The 15,365-nt window shown below is 26.5% G+C and carries 17 protein-coding genes; 4 read left to right on the top strand and 13 right to left on the bottom strand.

All coding sequences use genetic code 11. The features are described from left to right. Positions 1-3 precede the first annotated feature (3 nt). A complete protein-coding gene (gene cobT, locus I2E98_RS09590; RefSeq protein WP_195468722.1) occupies positions 4-1,104 on the bottom strand; it encodes a nicotinate-nucleotide--dimethylbenzimidazole phosphoribosyltransferase in 1,101 nt (366 codons plus the stop codon). Between the two features lie 114 nt (positions 1,105-1,218). On the opposite strand from cobT, the gene I2E98_RS09585 reads away from it, so the two are divergent. Then, a complete protein-coding gene (locus I2E98_RS09585) occupies positions 1,219-2,076 on the top strand; it encodes a choline kinase family protein (RefSeq protein ID WP_195468694.1) in 858 nt (285 codons plus the stop codon). 12 nt (positions 2,077-2,088) lie between these two features. Here the strand turns inward: I2E98_RS09585 and I2E98_RS09580 are convergent, their stop codons facing one another. The 12 genes from I2E98_RS09580 to I2E98_RS09525 all read right to left on the bottom strand — a co-directional run bounded on the left by I2E98_RS09580 (position 2,089) and on the right by I2E98_RS09525 (position 11,430). After that, positions 2,089-2,307, bottom strand: a complete 219-nt coding sequence (locus I2E98_RS09580) for a hypothetical protein (RefSeq protein WP_195468693.1) — start codon at positions 2,305-2,307, stop codon at positions 2,089-2,091. A gap of 56 nt (positions 2,308-2,363) precedes the next feature. Then, positions 2,364-2,720 (bottom strand): hypothetical protein, encoded by a 357-nt coding sequence (locus I2E98_RS09575; RefSeq protein ID WP_195468692.1) that lies wholly within the window; start codon positions 2,718-2,720, stop codon positions 2,364-2,366. 335 nt (positions 2,721-3,055) lie between these two features. Then, complete coding sequence (locus tag I2E98_RS09570; RefSeq protein WP_195468691.1) at positions 3,056-3,763, bottom strand: DUF1048 domain-containing protein; 708 nt, start codon at positions 3,761-3,763, stop codon at positions 3,056-3,058. A gap of 2 nt (positions 3,764-3,765) precedes the next feature. Beyond that, positions 3,766-4,086: a PadR family transcriptional regulator gene (locus I2E98_RS09565; RefSeq protein WP_291656589.1), complete on the bottom strand. Its 321-nt coding sequence runs from the start codon at positions 4,084-4,086 to the stop codon at positions 3,766-3,768. Between the two features lie 109 nt (positions 4,087-4,195). Next, positions 4,196-4,522 (bottom strand): hypothetical protein, encoded by a 327-nt coding sequence (locus I2E98_RS09560; RefSeq protein ID WP_195468690.1) that lies wholly within the window; start codon positions 4,520-4,522, stop codon positions 4,196-4,198. Positions 4,523-4,599: 77 nt separating this feature from the next. Then, the gene (locus tag I2E98_RS09555) at positions 4,600-4,821 is read right to left on the bottom strand and encodes a hypothetical protein (protein ID WP_195468689.1); all 222 of its coding nucleotides are present in this window, start codon (positions 4,819-4,821) and stop codon (positions 4,600-4,602) included. A gap of 34 nt (positions 4,822-4,855) precedes the next feature. Beyond that, entirely contained in the window at positions 4,856-6,202 is a 1,347-nt protein-coding gene (locus I2E98_RS09550) for an MATE family efflux transporter (protein ID WP_195468720.1), read from the bottom strand. Between the two features lie 190 nt (positions 6,203-6,392). Beyond that, positions 6,393-7,031: a hypothetical protein gene (locus tag I2E98_RS09545; protein ID WP_195468688.1), complete on the bottom strand. Its 639-nt coding sequence runs from the start codon at positions 7,029-7,031 to the stop codon at positions 6,393-6,395. Beyond that, positions 7,031-7,531, bottom strand: coding sequence for an NAD(P)H-dependent oxidoreductase (locus I2E98_RS09540; protein ID WP_195468687.1), 501 nt, complete (start codon positions 7,529-7,531; stop codon positions 7,031-7,033). The genes I2E98_RS09545 and I2E98_RS09540 overlap by 1 nt, the downstream gene beginning before the upstream one ends. 24 nt (positions 7,532-7,555) lie before the next feature. Then, positions 7,556-9,004: a PLP-dependent aminotransferase family protein gene (locus tag I2E98_RS09535; protein WP_195468686.1), complete on the bottom strand. Its 1,449-nt coding sequence runs from the start codon at positions 9,002-9,004 to the stop codon at positions 7,556-7,558. Between the two features lie 13 nt (positions 9,005-9,017). Beyond that, complete coding sequence (locus tag I2E98_RS09530; RefSeq protein ID WP_195468685.1) at positions 9,018-9,917, bottom strand: D-alanine--D-alanine ligase; 900 nt, start codon at positions 9,915-9,917, stop codon at positions 9,018-9,020. A gap of 187 nt (positions 9,918-10,104) precedes the next feature. Next, the gene (locus tag I2E98_RS09525; RefSeq protein ID WP_195468684.1) at positions 10,105-11,430 is read right to left on the bottom strand and encodes a S41 family peptidase; all 1,326 of its coding nucleotides are present in this window, start codon (positions 11,428-11,430) and stop codon (positions 10,105-10,107) included. Positions 11,431-11,717: 287 nt separating this feature from the next. On the opposite strand from I2E98_RS09525, the gene I2E98_RS09520 reads away from it, so the two are divergent. From I2E98_RS09520 to I2E98_RS09510, 3 genes are all read left to right on the top strand, one after another. Beyond that, the gene (locus tag I2E98_RS09520) at positions 11,718-12,308 is read left to right on the top strand and encodes a hypothetical protein (protein WP_195468683.1); all 591 of its coding nucleotides are present in this window, start codon (positions 11,718-11,720) and stop codon (positions 12,306-12,308) included. A 448-nt stretch (positions 12,309-12,756) separates the two neighbouring features. Next, positions 12,757-14,697 carry a hypothetical protein gene (locus tag I2E98_RS09515; RefSeq protein ID WP_195468682.1) on the top strand — a complete coding sequence of 647 codons (1,941 nt, stop codon included), beginning with the start codon at positions 12,757-12,759 and terminating at the stop codon, positions 14,695-14,697. Continuing rightward, positions 14,697-15,344, top strand: coding sequence for a hypothetical protein (locus I2E98_RS09510; RefSeq protein WP_195468681.1), 648 nt, complete (start codon positions 14,697-14,699; stop codon positions 15,342-15,344). Before I2E98_RS09515 ends, I2E98_RS09510 begins: the two co-directional genes overlap by 1 nt. Positions 15,345-15,365: the final 21 nt, after the last annotated feature.

Below are 15,365 nucleotides of genomic sequence, written 5' to 3'. Positions count from 1 at the left end.
CTCCTAAACTATATAATTTTCTTCTCCTCTAACTTCATCTAAATAGTCATCATTTATTTCTGCTTCATCAAAAGTAGCCATATTATTCATCATTGCTAAACTAAATTCAACTATAGAAAATGCTATTGGGCAACCACTACCTTCCCCCAATCTCATATCTAAATTAACCATAGGCTCTAAATTTAATTCTCTCATTGCAATATTATAACCAATCTCTTTAGAGCAATGTGAAGGTATTAAATATTCCCTTACTACTGGATTTATTCTTACTGCCGCTAATGCTGCAACTGATGAGATAAATCCATCTATAACTACAGGTAGTTTATAGTAAGCTGCTCCTAAAAATACTCCAATCATTCCTGCTATGTCGAATCCACCAACCTTAGCGACTACATCAAGTGGATCATTATCATTGGGTTCATTAATTCTAATAGCTTCTGATACTACCCATTTTTTCTTTTCAAATGCATCTTTAGTTATTCCTGCCCCTTTTCCAACAGCCTCTTCAATACTACAACCAGTTAAACTTACAAGAACCGAACTACTTGTTGTCGTATTTCCAATTCCCATTTCACCAACACCTAATATACTATATCCTTCCTCAGAAGCTTGTCTTGCCATTTCTATTCCTATATTTATTGCCTTTATACACTCATCATAGCTCATGGCTTGTCCTCTAATTATATTGTAGGTTCCTTTTCTTATTTTTCTATCTATAGCTCCAGGTATTTTTTTATCGGTATTTACTCCAATATCCACTACCTTTAAATCACAATTATTTTCCTTAGCAAGTACAGCTACTCCTGTTAATCCTCTTGAAAAATTAATTGTTTGTGCTAATGTTACACTTTGAGGCGCTGAAGCGACACCTTCCTCTACTACACCATTATCTGATGACATTATAATAATACACTTTTTATTTATAGAATTTTTTATCTTACCTGTAATTCCAGCAAATTTTATTGCTATATCTTCTAATTTTCCTAAGCTACCTAAAGGCTTTACTAGTGAGTCAACTCTTATTTTAGCCTCCTCCATAGCTTGTTTATTTAAACCAGTTATATTATCAATGATATATTTTAATTCCGCTTTTTCATTTTCCATGATTTCACCCCAATTATTCATTTAAAATACCTTCTTTTTTTGTTATAATACTTTATTATTTGTTTAAATGTCAACAATGACATATTGAACAATTTTTTCATCTAGGAGAACAATATGAACACTACTTTAATAAAATTTTTAAAAACTGAACTTAAGTGGGATATCGCAAACCTCTCTTCTATAAAAAGAATAGGTGGTCTTAGTAGTGAAAACTATAAAGTTTCTTATAAAAACAGTAATTATTTTGTTAAGATTTGTACACATAATTATCTACATACTGATAGAAAAAATGAGTTATTAATAATAAATAAAGCTATAGAAGTAAATATAGCTCCCCATCTACACTATTTTTCTACTCAAACTGGAAATATAGTAAGTAATTGGATTAATGGAGCTATTCCATCCTTAACCGATTTTTCTTCAACTAAATTTTTACATAAACTTTCTAACTCTTTAAAAAACTTTCATAGTTTAAAATGTGAAAAATATTTTAATCCTTTTAATCATATAAGAAAAAGAATAACTATATGTAAAAATTTAAATCTTCCTCTACCAAAATCTATAGATATGCTTCTAAAGTATTTAACTAGCTTAGAAATTAAGCTTAATAAAAATCCTTTAATTGGACTTTGCCATAATGACTTAAATGCTTCAAATATTATTTTAAGTAATGATAATTTATATTTTGTAGATTTTGAATACTCTTCCATGGGAGATGTATTTTTTGACTTAGCAACTATATCTTGGTTTTTTACTGAAGATTCTCGAAAGCAGTTATTAATTCTATACTTTGGAGAATTTAAAAATGAATATTATCAAAAGCTTTTAGATTATCTTTTTGTAGTGAAGTTTTATAATGCAACTTGGTCATTGCTTAAATCTTCAGATTCTAACTCTGACTATAATTACTTAGCTGGAGCAGAAATGATATTTAATGATTTACTTAATTATAACTCCATACGAAATTTTTAACTAAATTGTTCGTTAAAGCTTGAATGCCGTGATGACGAAAAATAATGATATTACCTCTAGGAATATCATTATTTTTTCTCTATCACTTAGCTTATTATTAGTAGCTTTAAGTACAACTTCTTCATTTAAAGCTAAGCTTTCCTTTATCATTTCTTTTGCTATTTCCTCACTACCCGTTGTATAAAAATATTTAACGAACAAATATGCAATTCTAAACTTAAATAAAAGCAAAAAAACTTAACCATTAGTTAAGTTTTTTACCTTAATCTTTTTTTATTTTTTTAATCTTATATTCCATAGTGAATTACATGCTTGTTTTCTTTTATTGCAATATTAATTTTCCTTATTAACTTATCAAGCTCATTTGATTTAAATTGCTTATTAGCTCTCATAATAATTTTTTTAAATTCTTTTAATGAACTTGGCGGTATAATGGTAGTACCACAATAATCTAATCCTAATCCTGGATGCTTTTTTACATGAAAGTATGTTTTTAAATGTCCTAATTCCTCTAAATACTCTATTATTACTTCATCTATTAATTCATCACTAACAGAAATACAATTATACTTTTCTGGTTCATAATCACTATACCACTTATCATCTTCAAATCTTTCAATAATTCCAAAATCGTGTTTTGCCAAGTTCTCACCTCTTATAATTTAACTTAAAAATTTATATTTTATACTTTAACTATAAACTTAAAATTTTAATTTATTACTAATATATAATCAAAATTTTAAGTATAAATTACAATAATATTACAAATTATTCTTCTAGTACTTTTGTTAAATACATTGCCTCATCAACAATCTCTTTAGGCTATCCAACATACTCTAAAAGCTTAATAGCATTTCTTGACTTTACAACACCTGGCTTTACTTTATTATCTAATATATTAATTATCCTAAGTATTACTTCAATCTCTGCCCAATAATAACTTTTTCCTGATTTAATGATTTCCTAGAAAATATCATTATTAATATCTCCTACAATATTGGTATTTATATATTGAAACTCCAATTAAAATACACAATATAGCAGTTGTTATTGCACCAATATTACTCTTTAATATTATTGAGTACGTATATGGATCAATATTAAATAAATATTTTGAAACTAATTGAAGTACAAATGATAAAATACCAAATAAGCAAATCATATATTTATTATTATTATTATTATTAAAATTAACATTTACTTTAATTTTACTTTTTCCACTTATAGGCACTATTATAGCTTCCCTGTTTACTGATTTAGAAACAAATACAATGACTAATGAGATCATATTCCAAGTAAATATATCATTTAAAGTTATACTTAATTGATTTATTGAAAATAAATTATATAAAGCATCCAACCCCAACCCTATTGTCATCCATAAAATATATCTTTGAAAATAATCTAAAAATATATACAGTTTACTTTTAGTTGCCATATATTCATCTATAATACTTTTACAAAATTTTTTATAATCATCACCAACAATAAAAGACTTATCTTTATTTTCATATTGAGCTTCAAGAAGCATATCCATTATTTGATGTAATATCTCTTCCTTTTCATACATCGTTAAATCAGTAGCCTTTATATATGTAGTTATATATTTATATAAAAAAAGATTATTTTCGTTTAATTTTTTCTGTTCTTTGATCCTTATATTTCTTAACTTCAATACCCTTACCATAATTATCCCTCCAAAACATTTTTCACATTTCTTTTTACTATATTCCATGTATTTATAAATTCATTTAATTCATACTTTCCTTCTTCAGTTAAATAATAATATTTTCTCATTGGACCAAGTGGTGATTTTTTCATTATTGAATATAATAATTTTTTCTTTTCTAACCTTATAAGAATTGGATAAACACTTCCTTCACTTACATCTTCAAAACCATAATTTATAAGCTTTTCACAAACTTCATATCCATAAGTCTCACCATTAGATACTATCTTTAATATACATCCTTCTAATAATCCCTTTAGCATTTGTGTTGAATTTGCCACTTTTTCACCTACTTTGCATTGCATAATAGTTATAGATAAATTTTACCACACTACTTTGTATTGTCAAGTAGCAAAAAAAGAATAACATTTCTGTTATTCTTTTTTGATTTTATTTCTTTCTACTATTACAATTATTCTCCATACACTCTTGTAATAAATCACTAATAGCATTTGTTAATTGGCAATTTGAATTCATTAAATAATTGTTTGTCATTTGATTATTCCAAGCATATAAAAATATTAGTAGCAATATCAATCTCACAAACTGACTACCATAACACTGCAGTAAATTTAATAATTGACATGCCAAAAACTCATTTGTCCCATTAACATCATTCGTATCCTCACAATAACTTGAACAAAGTTCTCTTAAATCATCTTCATCTAAGTTATTTATAATCTCATTTAAAGTATCTGTTGCTCCTAATGTACTCAATTTTTTTCTCCTTATAACTTATCTAACACTTCATAATACGTCAAAATTATAAACATTGCTACAAATTTACACCAATTTTATTTTAAATCAACATTAAAACTATTTTCACTATACATACTTACTGTATTTGTATAATCATAATATATTATTTCATAATTATCTCCTTCAAGTACACCTTCATATTCTACTAAAACTTCTCCTATTTCAGGTAAATATTTACTTGACCTAATCTCATTATTATAAAGACTATCAATATCTCCTCTCTTTACTCTAAAAAATAAAAAGATGATATAAAACAATCTAAAATCATTTTATATCACCTTTAACTAAATTTTAAACTTTAATATTTCCATGCTTTAATAAACTTCTTATTCTTTTAAAATAAGTGATTCCTAATGGAATTACAGCTGCAAACCAAGCTACTGGATCAGCTAAACATATGCCCATAAAACCTAAATACCTTGGTAAAGTAAATGCAACTATAGCTCTTGCTATAAGTTCATATGCTCCAGCCATCATTGGAACAAATGAATCTCCTATCCCTTGAAGTGCATTTCTATATATAAATATTAATCCTAAAGGTATAAAGAATATAGCTGATATATCAAGTACTTGTTGTGCATATTTTAATATTTCAGCATCTGGGTTACTTATAAACATCATAACAAAATATTTCCCAAGGAACATTAAAACTGCTCCTGCAATAATACTTGTAATAATTGAAATTTTAGTACATTCTTTAACGCCTTCTTTTATACGTCCATACTCTTTAGCACCAAGATTTTGTCCACAATAAGTCGCCATAGTAACACCAAAAGTAATTGCTGGTTGCATAACAAGTTGTAATGCCTTTGATGCCGCTGTATATGAAGCAATAACTGTAGATCCAAATACATTTAAAGCACCTTGAACAGTCATTATTCCTATAGATGTTATTGAGAATTGAAGCGCCATTGGAATCCCTATTTTTAAATGCTTATTATAATATCTTTTCTTAACCTTAAAATCTTCTCTATTAAGTCTTAAAACAGTAAACTTTTTATATGTATATATTAAACATAATATGGCTGATATCCCTTGAGATATAATTGTTGCATATGCAGCACCAGCAACCCCCATATTAAAATTGATTATAAATACTAAATCTAAAATAATATTTAATACTGAAGATATTATTAAAAAGTATAAAGGAGTTTTACTATCTCCTAGTGCTCTTAATATACTTGCAATTAAATTATATGCAACTGTTGTTATTATACCAGCAAAAATTATTTTTACATATACATAAGCATCACCTATTATATTTTCCGGTGTATTCATTAACTTTAATAATGGCATTGCTCCTAATAAAGCAATTGCTGTAACTATTATTACTGAAATAACAGTTAAAGTAATTGCACTTGCTGTAGCCTTACGAAGTCCTTTTTCATCCTTAGCTCCAAATCTTTGTGATACTAAAACTGCAAATCCACTAGTTAACCCTGTGGCAAATCCATTAACTAAAAACACTATAGATCCTGCTGATCCTACTGCTGCCAATGCATCTACACCAACAAATCTACCAACTATTATAGTATCTACCATACTATAAAATTGCTGGAATATATTCCCTATTAATAAAGGTATCGAAAACAGTAAAATTAATTTTATCGGACTACCTTTCGTCATATCATTTGTCATATCATTTATCATATCATTTATCATATCATTTGTCATATCATTTTTCATATCATTTTTCATCCCATCATCTCCCCCTAACGTTTTATTTCACAATTAAATAGAATAGCATATTTAGCATACTTTTGCAAAACAAACTTTAAGAGGTAAGAAAAATTTTTCTTACCTCTTATACCTATCTTCTATATAATTACTATTTTACAATGCATTTATTTAAATCTTTCTTCCTTAATCCATTTTTACTAGCCTTACTTATCCAAAATCTATTTGCTGCCAACCTAAATGCAAATCTCGGAAACATACTTGGAATAGTAAATATATCCTCTCCACTACTTCCTTCATTTATGTTCCTAGCCAAATCTTCTAATGCTAAACCTAAACTTGTATTAGGTCCTTTTCCCATAGGTACATTACTTAATCCACCCATCATTTCTCCTGCCCCTATACCTATTCCTTGACCCCATTTTAAGTTCATCTTTTTGCACCAACATCTCATTATCTTAAGTGCTATTTTATTTTGATTACCTTCATAAAACCCACAATTAGCAATAACATACACAGTAATACCATTTAATTCTTCTTTAAAATTATCTTCTAATATACTTAAAAATTCTAAAACATGAGAAGGTAATGAATCTACATATAAAGGGAAAGCAAGTACTAATATATCTATATTCTTAATGTTACTTATTATCTTTTCATAATCTAACTTTTTCGATAGTCTATATTTAACTATATCTTTGCCCTCAATGAAATTACTTAATACACTTAGAAAATATTCTGAATTACTTTTAGATACCTTAGGACTTCCATCTATCATCATTATTTTCATTACAAAGTGCCTCCTATTTCTAATATATCTTTTACAAATATAGTTTCACTAGCTTTAGTATTGAAATTTATTCCATTCCCATTAACTAATTCTTTAGCAATTTCTTTTTCTTCATCAGAAATATTATTACCATAAAAATACACTCTCATATTTATTTGTTTTTTATATCTGCTTTTATGGTGGATTTCATTATTTCTTATTGTAAAATATGGATGTATATAACCTATACTACGATCAAGTACATTTTTAACGAAGGGACTATACATACCATATTTACATTCGCTTACTATTACAAGCTCATCACAACTAGCTATTTTTTCACCCATTTTATTATAATCATCTTTTATAACACATTCTCCCGGAGTCTTTATCCAACATCCAAAACATCCTATACACTTTTTTATTTCTTTATCTTTAGAAATTACAATATTATCCTTATCTATATTTTTTGAAATACTAGTAAAATCTTTATTACTTAAATCATGAATTATTAACTTCATATTACCTACGCCCCTTTTTAATAATTAACTATTTTTTAATTCCTCAATTACCTCACCTATAATTTTAATACCTTCTTCTATCTCTTTAAGAGATAATCTAGATAGTCCCAATCTTAAACTCTCTTTACAACTATCATCTACTGAAAATATATCTCCTGGTGTAAATATAACCCCCTTTTTATAACACTTCTCTAAAAGTTGTCTTGAATTTACACCTTCTATTCTAATATAAATATGCAGTCCACCTTCTCCCCATATAAATGTTGGGTTAATATATTTATTAATACATTTTATAGCAAACTCATATTTCTCCTTATAAACTTTTCTAACCTTTTTTATTTGCTTTTCAAAAGCTCCAGAACGTAAATACTCATAAAGTATTCCTTGATCTAAAAATGATGTATGAATATTTTTACACCTCTTCACACTTTCTAATATGTCTATAACATTTTTATCTGCAAGAATCCATCCTACTCGTATACCTGGAAATAGTATCTTAGAGAAACTTCCTATATAAACAACTCCACTCCCTCCATTATCAAGAGCTGCTATTGGAGATACATGGGTACTATTATATAAAAGTTCTTCATTAAAGCCATCCTCAATTATAGGAACATTATACTTTTTAAATAAATTATAAACAGAATATCTTCTTTCACCCTTCATTACAATTCCAGTTGGATTATGATATGAAGGAATTAAATACCCAAACTTTATATCATTGCTTTTTAACTTTTCTTCCAATTCATTAGTATCTATTCCCTCTTCTGTCATAGAAACTCCTACTACTTCTAATCCATGAACTTTCATAATCTTAATAGCTGTATTATGAGTTGGATTTTCACAAATAATTTTATCTCCTTTATTTGTATATGAAGTAAGAAGCATCTCCAATCCCTCTGTAAATCCATTAGTAATTATAATATCTTTACCTTCAGTATCTACCCCCTTTGTATTCATATATTTTAAAAGATATTCAATAAGAGGTTTATAACCTTTTGCATATCCATAATTTAAAATCTTATGTCCCTCTATTGAAATTCTATTTAAAAATGATTTTTTAAACTCTTCCATATCAAACAATTCACCATCTGGTGATATGCTTTTAAAAGATATTAAATTCTTTTCCCATGGAATTTCACTTTTTACAATATCTAATTTTTCTGCAAGCTTTCCATAATCATTGGTTTTTTCGCTCCAAGAAACCTTCCATCCATCTTCATTTATTGACTTAATCTCCGATACAAAGGTTCCTCTTCCCTTTACAGTATATAAAACACCTTTCTCTTCAAGATTTTCATATGCAGTTATTACAGAATTTCTACTTACACCAAGTAGTTTAGAAAGCTCCCTTGTAGCAGGGAGCTTGCCATTTGATACAAGAAGATTACTGTCAATCATACTCTTTATATAATTTTCTATTTGTAAATATAACGGTTCTTCATCATTAAAGTCTATTTTAGAAAATATCATTATCTCACAACTCCTAATTTAATGAATATTCTATTATTTTATCTAATAACTCACTAAATTCTAATCCTCGTACCTTTGCACTTTTAGGAATTAAACTTTGTTTTGTCATTCCAGGAAGTGTATTTACTTCTAGTAAATATGGTACTCCATCACTTACTATCATATCAATTCGTACATAACTATTGCAACCCAAAATATCCCAAACCTTTTTTGAGATATTATTAATTTTTTCTTGTAACTTTTCATCTAACAAAACTACTTCCTCTTCTGCTCCATTTTCCTCATACTTAGAAACATAATCAAAAAATTCACCATTTTTTGACTTAATCATAACAGTAGGAAAAACCTCTCCATTTAATACAAAAGAAGTTATTTCCTGTCCATCTATATATTCTTCTATCATTATTTCATTGTCGTACTTTAATCCTTCCCTTACTGCCATTTCCACTTCATCTTCACTTCTAACTAAAAATGTAGCAACACTTGAACCACCGCTATTAGGTTTAATGAATATAGGATATTGTAATTCTCTTATTTTTTTATAATCTATTTCTTCAACTGATTTTACTATTAGCCACTTTGCCGTATTAATACCTACAGTTTTTACTATTCTCTTAGTTAAGCCTTTATTCATACATATAGCACTTGGTAGCACCTTGCAACCACTATAAGGTATTCCCATAGTTTCAAGTAACCCTTGAATAGTTCCATCTTCTCCAAACTGTCCATGTAAAGCTAAAAATGCAAAGTCTATTCCTTTTACTTTTTCAACTACTTCACTTTTAGAATCTATTATTATAGGAATTATATCTTCATATTTATCTCTATTTAAATTTAATAAAACTTGCTCCCCTGACTTTAGGCTTATTTCTCTTTCTGATGATATTCCACCCATTATCACTCCAATCTTCATCACTAACACTCCTTTTTTTTAATCTTTACTTTATTTTATGAATATAATAAAAAATAAAAAAGCACCACAGGAAAGGTATTTTACCTTTACTGTGGTACTGCTATTTGTATTCCTTATATCTCTTCAATATAATCTCATTTTTCAAAAAATAAAGTATAATATATGTTTATTATAAATTATAGTAATCTTATTTACTATTTATTTCATCTATAATTGTTTTTACAGAATCTTCTCCATACTCTACATAAATATCTGGTTCTAATATATCTTCTTTATCTTTATTTATATCTGGTCTTATCCATTTTTTATGAGATACAGAGCCTTTCAGCTTAGAGTTCTCTAGTTGAAAACAAATAATATCTCCAAAACTAGAAGGCTTATTACTACTTGGTCTGCCTACTATTCTTCCAAGATTCCCATCACTTACCCACACAGCTAGCATTTGTGCTGAACTAAAAGTATTTTCATTTTCAATAACATATAAATTAATATCCTCATTAGCTACAGCATCGTTATTACTTTTAAAATCTACACTTCCTGAACTTCTTAAATATCCCCTTTGCTCTTGAGCTAATTTAGAAAATCTTATTGTACTACCATAATTTCCCGGAGTTATTTTTAGTGCTTCTAATATTATAGTACATGCCGTTGAATTCCCCCCTGGATTGTCCTCTACATCAATTATAAAGTTATCAATTTCACTATCTAAATAATTATTTATATCATCTATAACTTTTTCTAAAGAACTATTTACTTCACAAATTCCTAATCGTATATATGCAATGTTATCATCTATTTTTTTACTGTATATGCTATAATCTTTAGTTTTATTATTTCCATTATTAAATTCAACTTGTAACTTTTTTTCTTCTCCATTGCTTTCAACAGTAATATTAATAAATTCGTAATCTTGTACTGCAGCTTGCTCCAATACCAATTTTGACTTTAAGTACTTCTCTATATTTTTAGCTTCTGCAATATAGTTTTCAGCTGGAAAGGTTGCTTCAATAATTTCTATTATATCCTCTATATTCACATCTCCTATTTTAGTTACTCTATTACCTGTTAACTCACTATTTTCTAAAAGCATTAGCTTTCCATTAACATATTTCCAATCAATATTTAAAAATTGATTTTCCTGCCACCAAAGCATAGTATGTCCATCTTCTAACACTGATAAATATCTGGATATGTTATTTTGTAACTGCCCTACGCTCATGCTTTCTTCACTAATACTTAAAAGCTTTTCTTTTTCTTTATAGTACTCTTCTGGTACTTCTTCTAAAAATATTGGATGAGTACTTTCTATAATATATATGACATTTTCTATATCTTCACTTACTTCTTCTTTAGATAATATTTTATTAATATCTGGCTCACCGCTATATTCCACATCTTTAGTTTCAAAAATAGCAATAGGCTGAGTAAAATATATATAAATAAATAGCCCTACTGCTAGTAAAAATACTATAAATATACTTGCTCCTATTATTTTAAAAGCTTTCTTTTTCAAAGTTTCACCCCCAATAAATTGATATAATATCTACCACCATACCAAAACTTACCATATAAATATTAATTATATTCTACAGAATCTATTATTTCAATATAACATTAACATTAGTATATTATGGTGATAAAGATATTAATTTTAATAATTTAGAAAATAATGAAATCTTAGTAGGTGGGCTTATTTTATTAGATACTGGATACGATAATTATTTTGAAGAACTAGACAAAGATTACTTTAAGGTTGGTATAAGGACAGAATATTGCCCTAAAGTAAATAGTACTGAAGATATGGAAATTATTCAGTTAGAAGTTTATCTAAATAGGGAACACAATAAAGAAATATATGAAAATTTAAAATTAGGAAGCTTTAATGGTATAGTTAAGTTAGAAGATCCTGAAAAATTATCAGATATATCTGGTAAAGATTGTATTGGAATAGGAATTGCTAGCGAAGTAATAGATATAGATAAAAAAACTTATAATAAAGCTAAAACAAATACCAATAATGAAATGGAAATTAGAAATAACTATATAGCAAAAAATCCTGAAATTTTAGATTGTATTGATGTACAATATCAAATGTATGAAAATGTTGGAAAAGCTTTTGTTTTAGCAGGAGAAGCTGAGATATCAGATTATTATAATTATAATTATGACGATGATATTAATGAAAAATATGCTTCTGTTACAATAGGAACATATCCTTATTCTTGGAAGTTATATTTTGAAAGGGATAAATATAAAGAATTTTTAAGTAAATTAGAAGAAGGGCCAATGGAAGTTATCATAGAAGCTAAAACAGAGAAGGATAGAATGAAAGCAACTTCAACACAAGGAGTACCAGTAAAGGTTATTACAGAAATTGATGAATATAAATAAGATTATATTTATTATAAACTTTCATAATTGAATTCATATCAAAATAAGCTAGAGAAAGAATTATCTATTAGAGTTAACGAATTTATTTGTCAGTGTAGTATTTAATATTTCACTATTAGCTATTCGCCAGTATCCTTTACGGGTATTGGCGAATTTTATTGACTGATAGTGATTTAATCCTAATTTCTTAAGGTTTTTATATCTTGTTCTGACCTTTTTCTATTGTTTCCATATACACATTCTTAGTCTTTTTCCTCCTACAAATCATGTTCTAAAAGTAAATTTCCATTTATAACATTCTAATAATTAAATTTTTTTTAAATTTTAATCTTCTATATTTATAATTTATTAAGACTTTCTTAAAAGAATATTAATTTTATACATTTTATGGAAATAATTCTTTGCCACATATATAAGTAAAATTATATAAATCTTAAAGGAGGCTACTATGGATTTTAAAAATAATATTAAAGAAAAAATAACTAACCATAATAATAAATATCAAATAAAAAAACAACAGAGATTTTATGAAAGTATGGTTAATTCTTCAGCTAGAAATGATACTAGCTTAATTTTCAATAAGACGTCCTTATCTTGGTTAATTGTGATAGTAACATTACTACTTCAATTAATTTCTCTAGCTACTACCTACAAAGGAAGCATTGTTTATTTTGGTGGAGTTGATTTACCTTTTAATTTAAGTGCTCCACTATTATTTGCATTATCTATTCAATTAATAGTATTTTATGTCAGTCATACTCTTAAATGTAATTTCAGGAAAGTACTCATTGTAGTTCTTACTTTAGCAACACTATGCTCAACTTACTTCTCCTATATAGGAATATATAACTATATTAATTCCCCTATTAATTATCTAGAAGAAAAATACAAACAAATAAGCACTAATATTTCTAATAAATACGATACTTTAATAGAAACAAGTAAGGGATCCATGACTAAAACTATGCTTAACTTAATTAATGATTTAAGTACAAGCTATGCAACTCTAACTATGCAAATTGAAAATAATAATAATCTGTCTGAACAAATAGCCAATATAAATATAGATAATGACTTAATAAGTTCTCAAACTACTTCTGTATCTAAGCCAAATATAAATAATTATGGTGATAATTTAGACCAATATTACGCTGATATGTCTAAATATAATACTGCAATAGGTAATATGATTACTGATAGTGCTAAGCAAAAATCATCATTAAAAAACGAACTATATAATTCACAAGTTGAATCTATTTTAGGCGGAAAAACATTGGAAACTTTCACTTCAGAAAGTATAGAAACTAAGAGTAAAAAAGAACAATTTGAAAAAGGTATTACAAGTATTTACGAATTAATATCACCAGAAGAAAACTCTCTTAATACAAATGAAAAACTAGCTAAAATTCAAGATTATTGCCAAAACTACATTCAAGGTATTGATGGCGATAAAGATATTTTCGCTACTATATTACTTAATTTAAACTCTCAAGCTTTAATTGTTAATAATGAAAGTAATATAGAAGACCTTCAAAATCAAATCAATGAATTTTTACTTATAAATAAAAAGGATTCAGAAATTATAAAATCATATGATGAATTAAAGTTAATTGCTTATAAAAATACCACTAACTCTGAAAATCAAGATAATATTATATTAACTGACGAAAATGCAATGGACCTTTACTCATTAATGGACTCTCAAATTAAAAGTGCAATTTATACTTTAAATAATATCTCTAGTAATACAGAAAAAATCAGTTCAACTGATGAAGATTTTTTAATTCATAATCTATATGTTTTACCTATAATAAATCTTTTTAAATACAATGAAGGTTTAAGTATGTCCTGGTTCTGTTTGCTTTTTGCCATACTTATTGATGGATTAACATTAATATTTGCCATAATTGATGGTAAAGAAAAAACACCACTATTTGCAAAATCAATAAAAGAAGTTGTAGGTAATTCTAAAGAATCAATTGAAAATTTATTAATGCTTTCACTCTTATCTGGTGATATTACTAGTCGTGATGAAAATAGAGTTGAGAATACATTATTTAAGCTAAAAAACTTTATTTCCCAATTTAATCTTTTAACAGAAACATTAGAAAATGGATATTCTATGTACTGTCCTTTAAGCAACTTAAATGAATATCAAGTGTTTTTAGCAACTTTATGTCAATTTAATTTAGCAACTATAGTAAGTTCTAAAGAATTGTTTTTTAAAGATCAAAACTCTAATATTACTGATGAAGATTATGTATTAATAAAAAGTAAATTTGTGGTATGGGCTAATGATAAAATCGTTTCATTGACATTAAATAATCAATATATTGATTCCTTAAATAATCTTAATGAAAATTATACAATGAATGGGGAGCTATTATAATGTTTAAATTAGAATTATTAATAATTTTAGTAGGCTTAACTGTATTTATCTTGCAAAATAAAATAAGGTATCATAAAACTGAGACATCTAAAAAAATAGTTTATTGGAGTATTATGTTTTTTATAAGTTTATCTTTTAACACTATTTTATTTACTAGCTTTGGTAAATGGTATAACATAACAACTTATCTAACCTTAAATACTTTATTTATTATATTTGCTGTAATATTAGGATATTTTCTTATTCAAGTATTATCACCATTTAAGCATTTTAAAAGTTTCATAAATACTTTTAGAAATATTAATTCTACTAAATTAAATGAAGAAATATCAAATATAACTAAAGAAACAAAGTATGAACGCCAAGTTCACTTTGAAGTTTTTCTTGAAACAATATGCTGGATAGGATTTATAGCAGTCTTTGCTTTAGAAGCATACTTAAATTTATTTAATCAACCAAATGATTATAGTTTTATAGAAAGTAATTTCGTTTTAGTACTTTGCTTAATTATAATGATTACTTTACCTATAACTTTAAGACAAATATTATTTTATCTATTCAATATTCGCTCAATAAATAAAGAGCCACTATCCAAAGAAGAAATATTTCTTAAAGAAAAGCTAAAAAAAACTAACGTTAAGTTATAGCTTATAAAAATAAATATATAA

The sequence above is a fragment of the Clostridium sp. D43t1_170807_H7 genome (assembly GCF_015555905.1).
In the GTDB taxonomy this organism is placed as follows: domain Bacteria; phylum Bacillota; class Clostridia; order Clostridiales; family Clostridiaceae; genus Clostridium.
This window is presented reverse-complemented; position numbering and strand designations above follow the sequence as displayed.

What these genes read in the sequence shown, in the direction of transcription:
- I2E98_RS09535 (WP_195468686.1), bottom strand. Translation starts at nt 9,004, where the DNA reads ATGATATTTTCTAAAATAGACTTTAATGATGAAGAACCGTTATATTTA.
- I2E98_RS09530 (WP_195468685.1), bottom strand. Translation starts at nt 9,917, where the DNA reads ATGAAGATTGGAGTGATAATGGGTGGAATATCATCAGAAAGAGAAATA.
- I2E98_RS09510 (WP_195468681.1), top strand. Translation starts at nt 14,697, where the DNA reads ATGTTTAAATTAGAATTATTAATAATTTTAGTAGGCTTAACTGTATTT.
- I2E98_RS09585 (WP_195468694.1), top strand. Translation starts at nt 1,219, where the DNA reads ATGAACACTACTTTAATAAAATTTTTAAAAACTGAACTTAAGTGGGAT.
- I2E98_RS09550 (WP_195468720.1), bottom strand. Translation starts at nt 6,202, where the DNA reads ATGACAAATGATATGACGAAAGGTAGTCCGATAAAATTAATTTTACTG.
- I2E98_RS09545 (WP_195468688.1), bottom strand. Translation starts at nt 7,031, where the DNA reads ATGAAAATAATGATGATAGATGGAAGTCCTAAGGTATCTAAAAGTAAT.
- I2E98_RS09540 (WP_195468687.1), bottom strand. Translation starts at nt 7,531, where the DNA reads ATGAAGTTAATAATTCATGATTTAAGTAATAAAGATTTTACTAGTATT.
- I2E98_RS09570 (WP_195468691.1), bottom strand. Translation starts at nt 3,763, where the DNA reads ATGGTAAGGGTATTGAAGTTAAGAAATATAAGGATCAAAGAACAGAAA.
- I2E98_RS09515 (WP_195468682.1), top strand. Translation starts at nt 12,757, where the DNA reads ATGGATTTTAAAAATAATATTAAAGAAAAAATAACTAACCATAATAAT.
- I2E98_RS09520 (WP_195468683.1), top strand. Translation starts at nt 11,718, where the DNA reads ATGGAAATTATTCAGTTAGAAGTTTATCTAAATAGGGAACACAATAAA.
- cobT (WP_195468722.1), bottom strand. Translation starts at nt 1,104, where the DNA reads ATGGAAAATGAAAAAGCGGAATTAAAATATATCATTGATAATATAACT.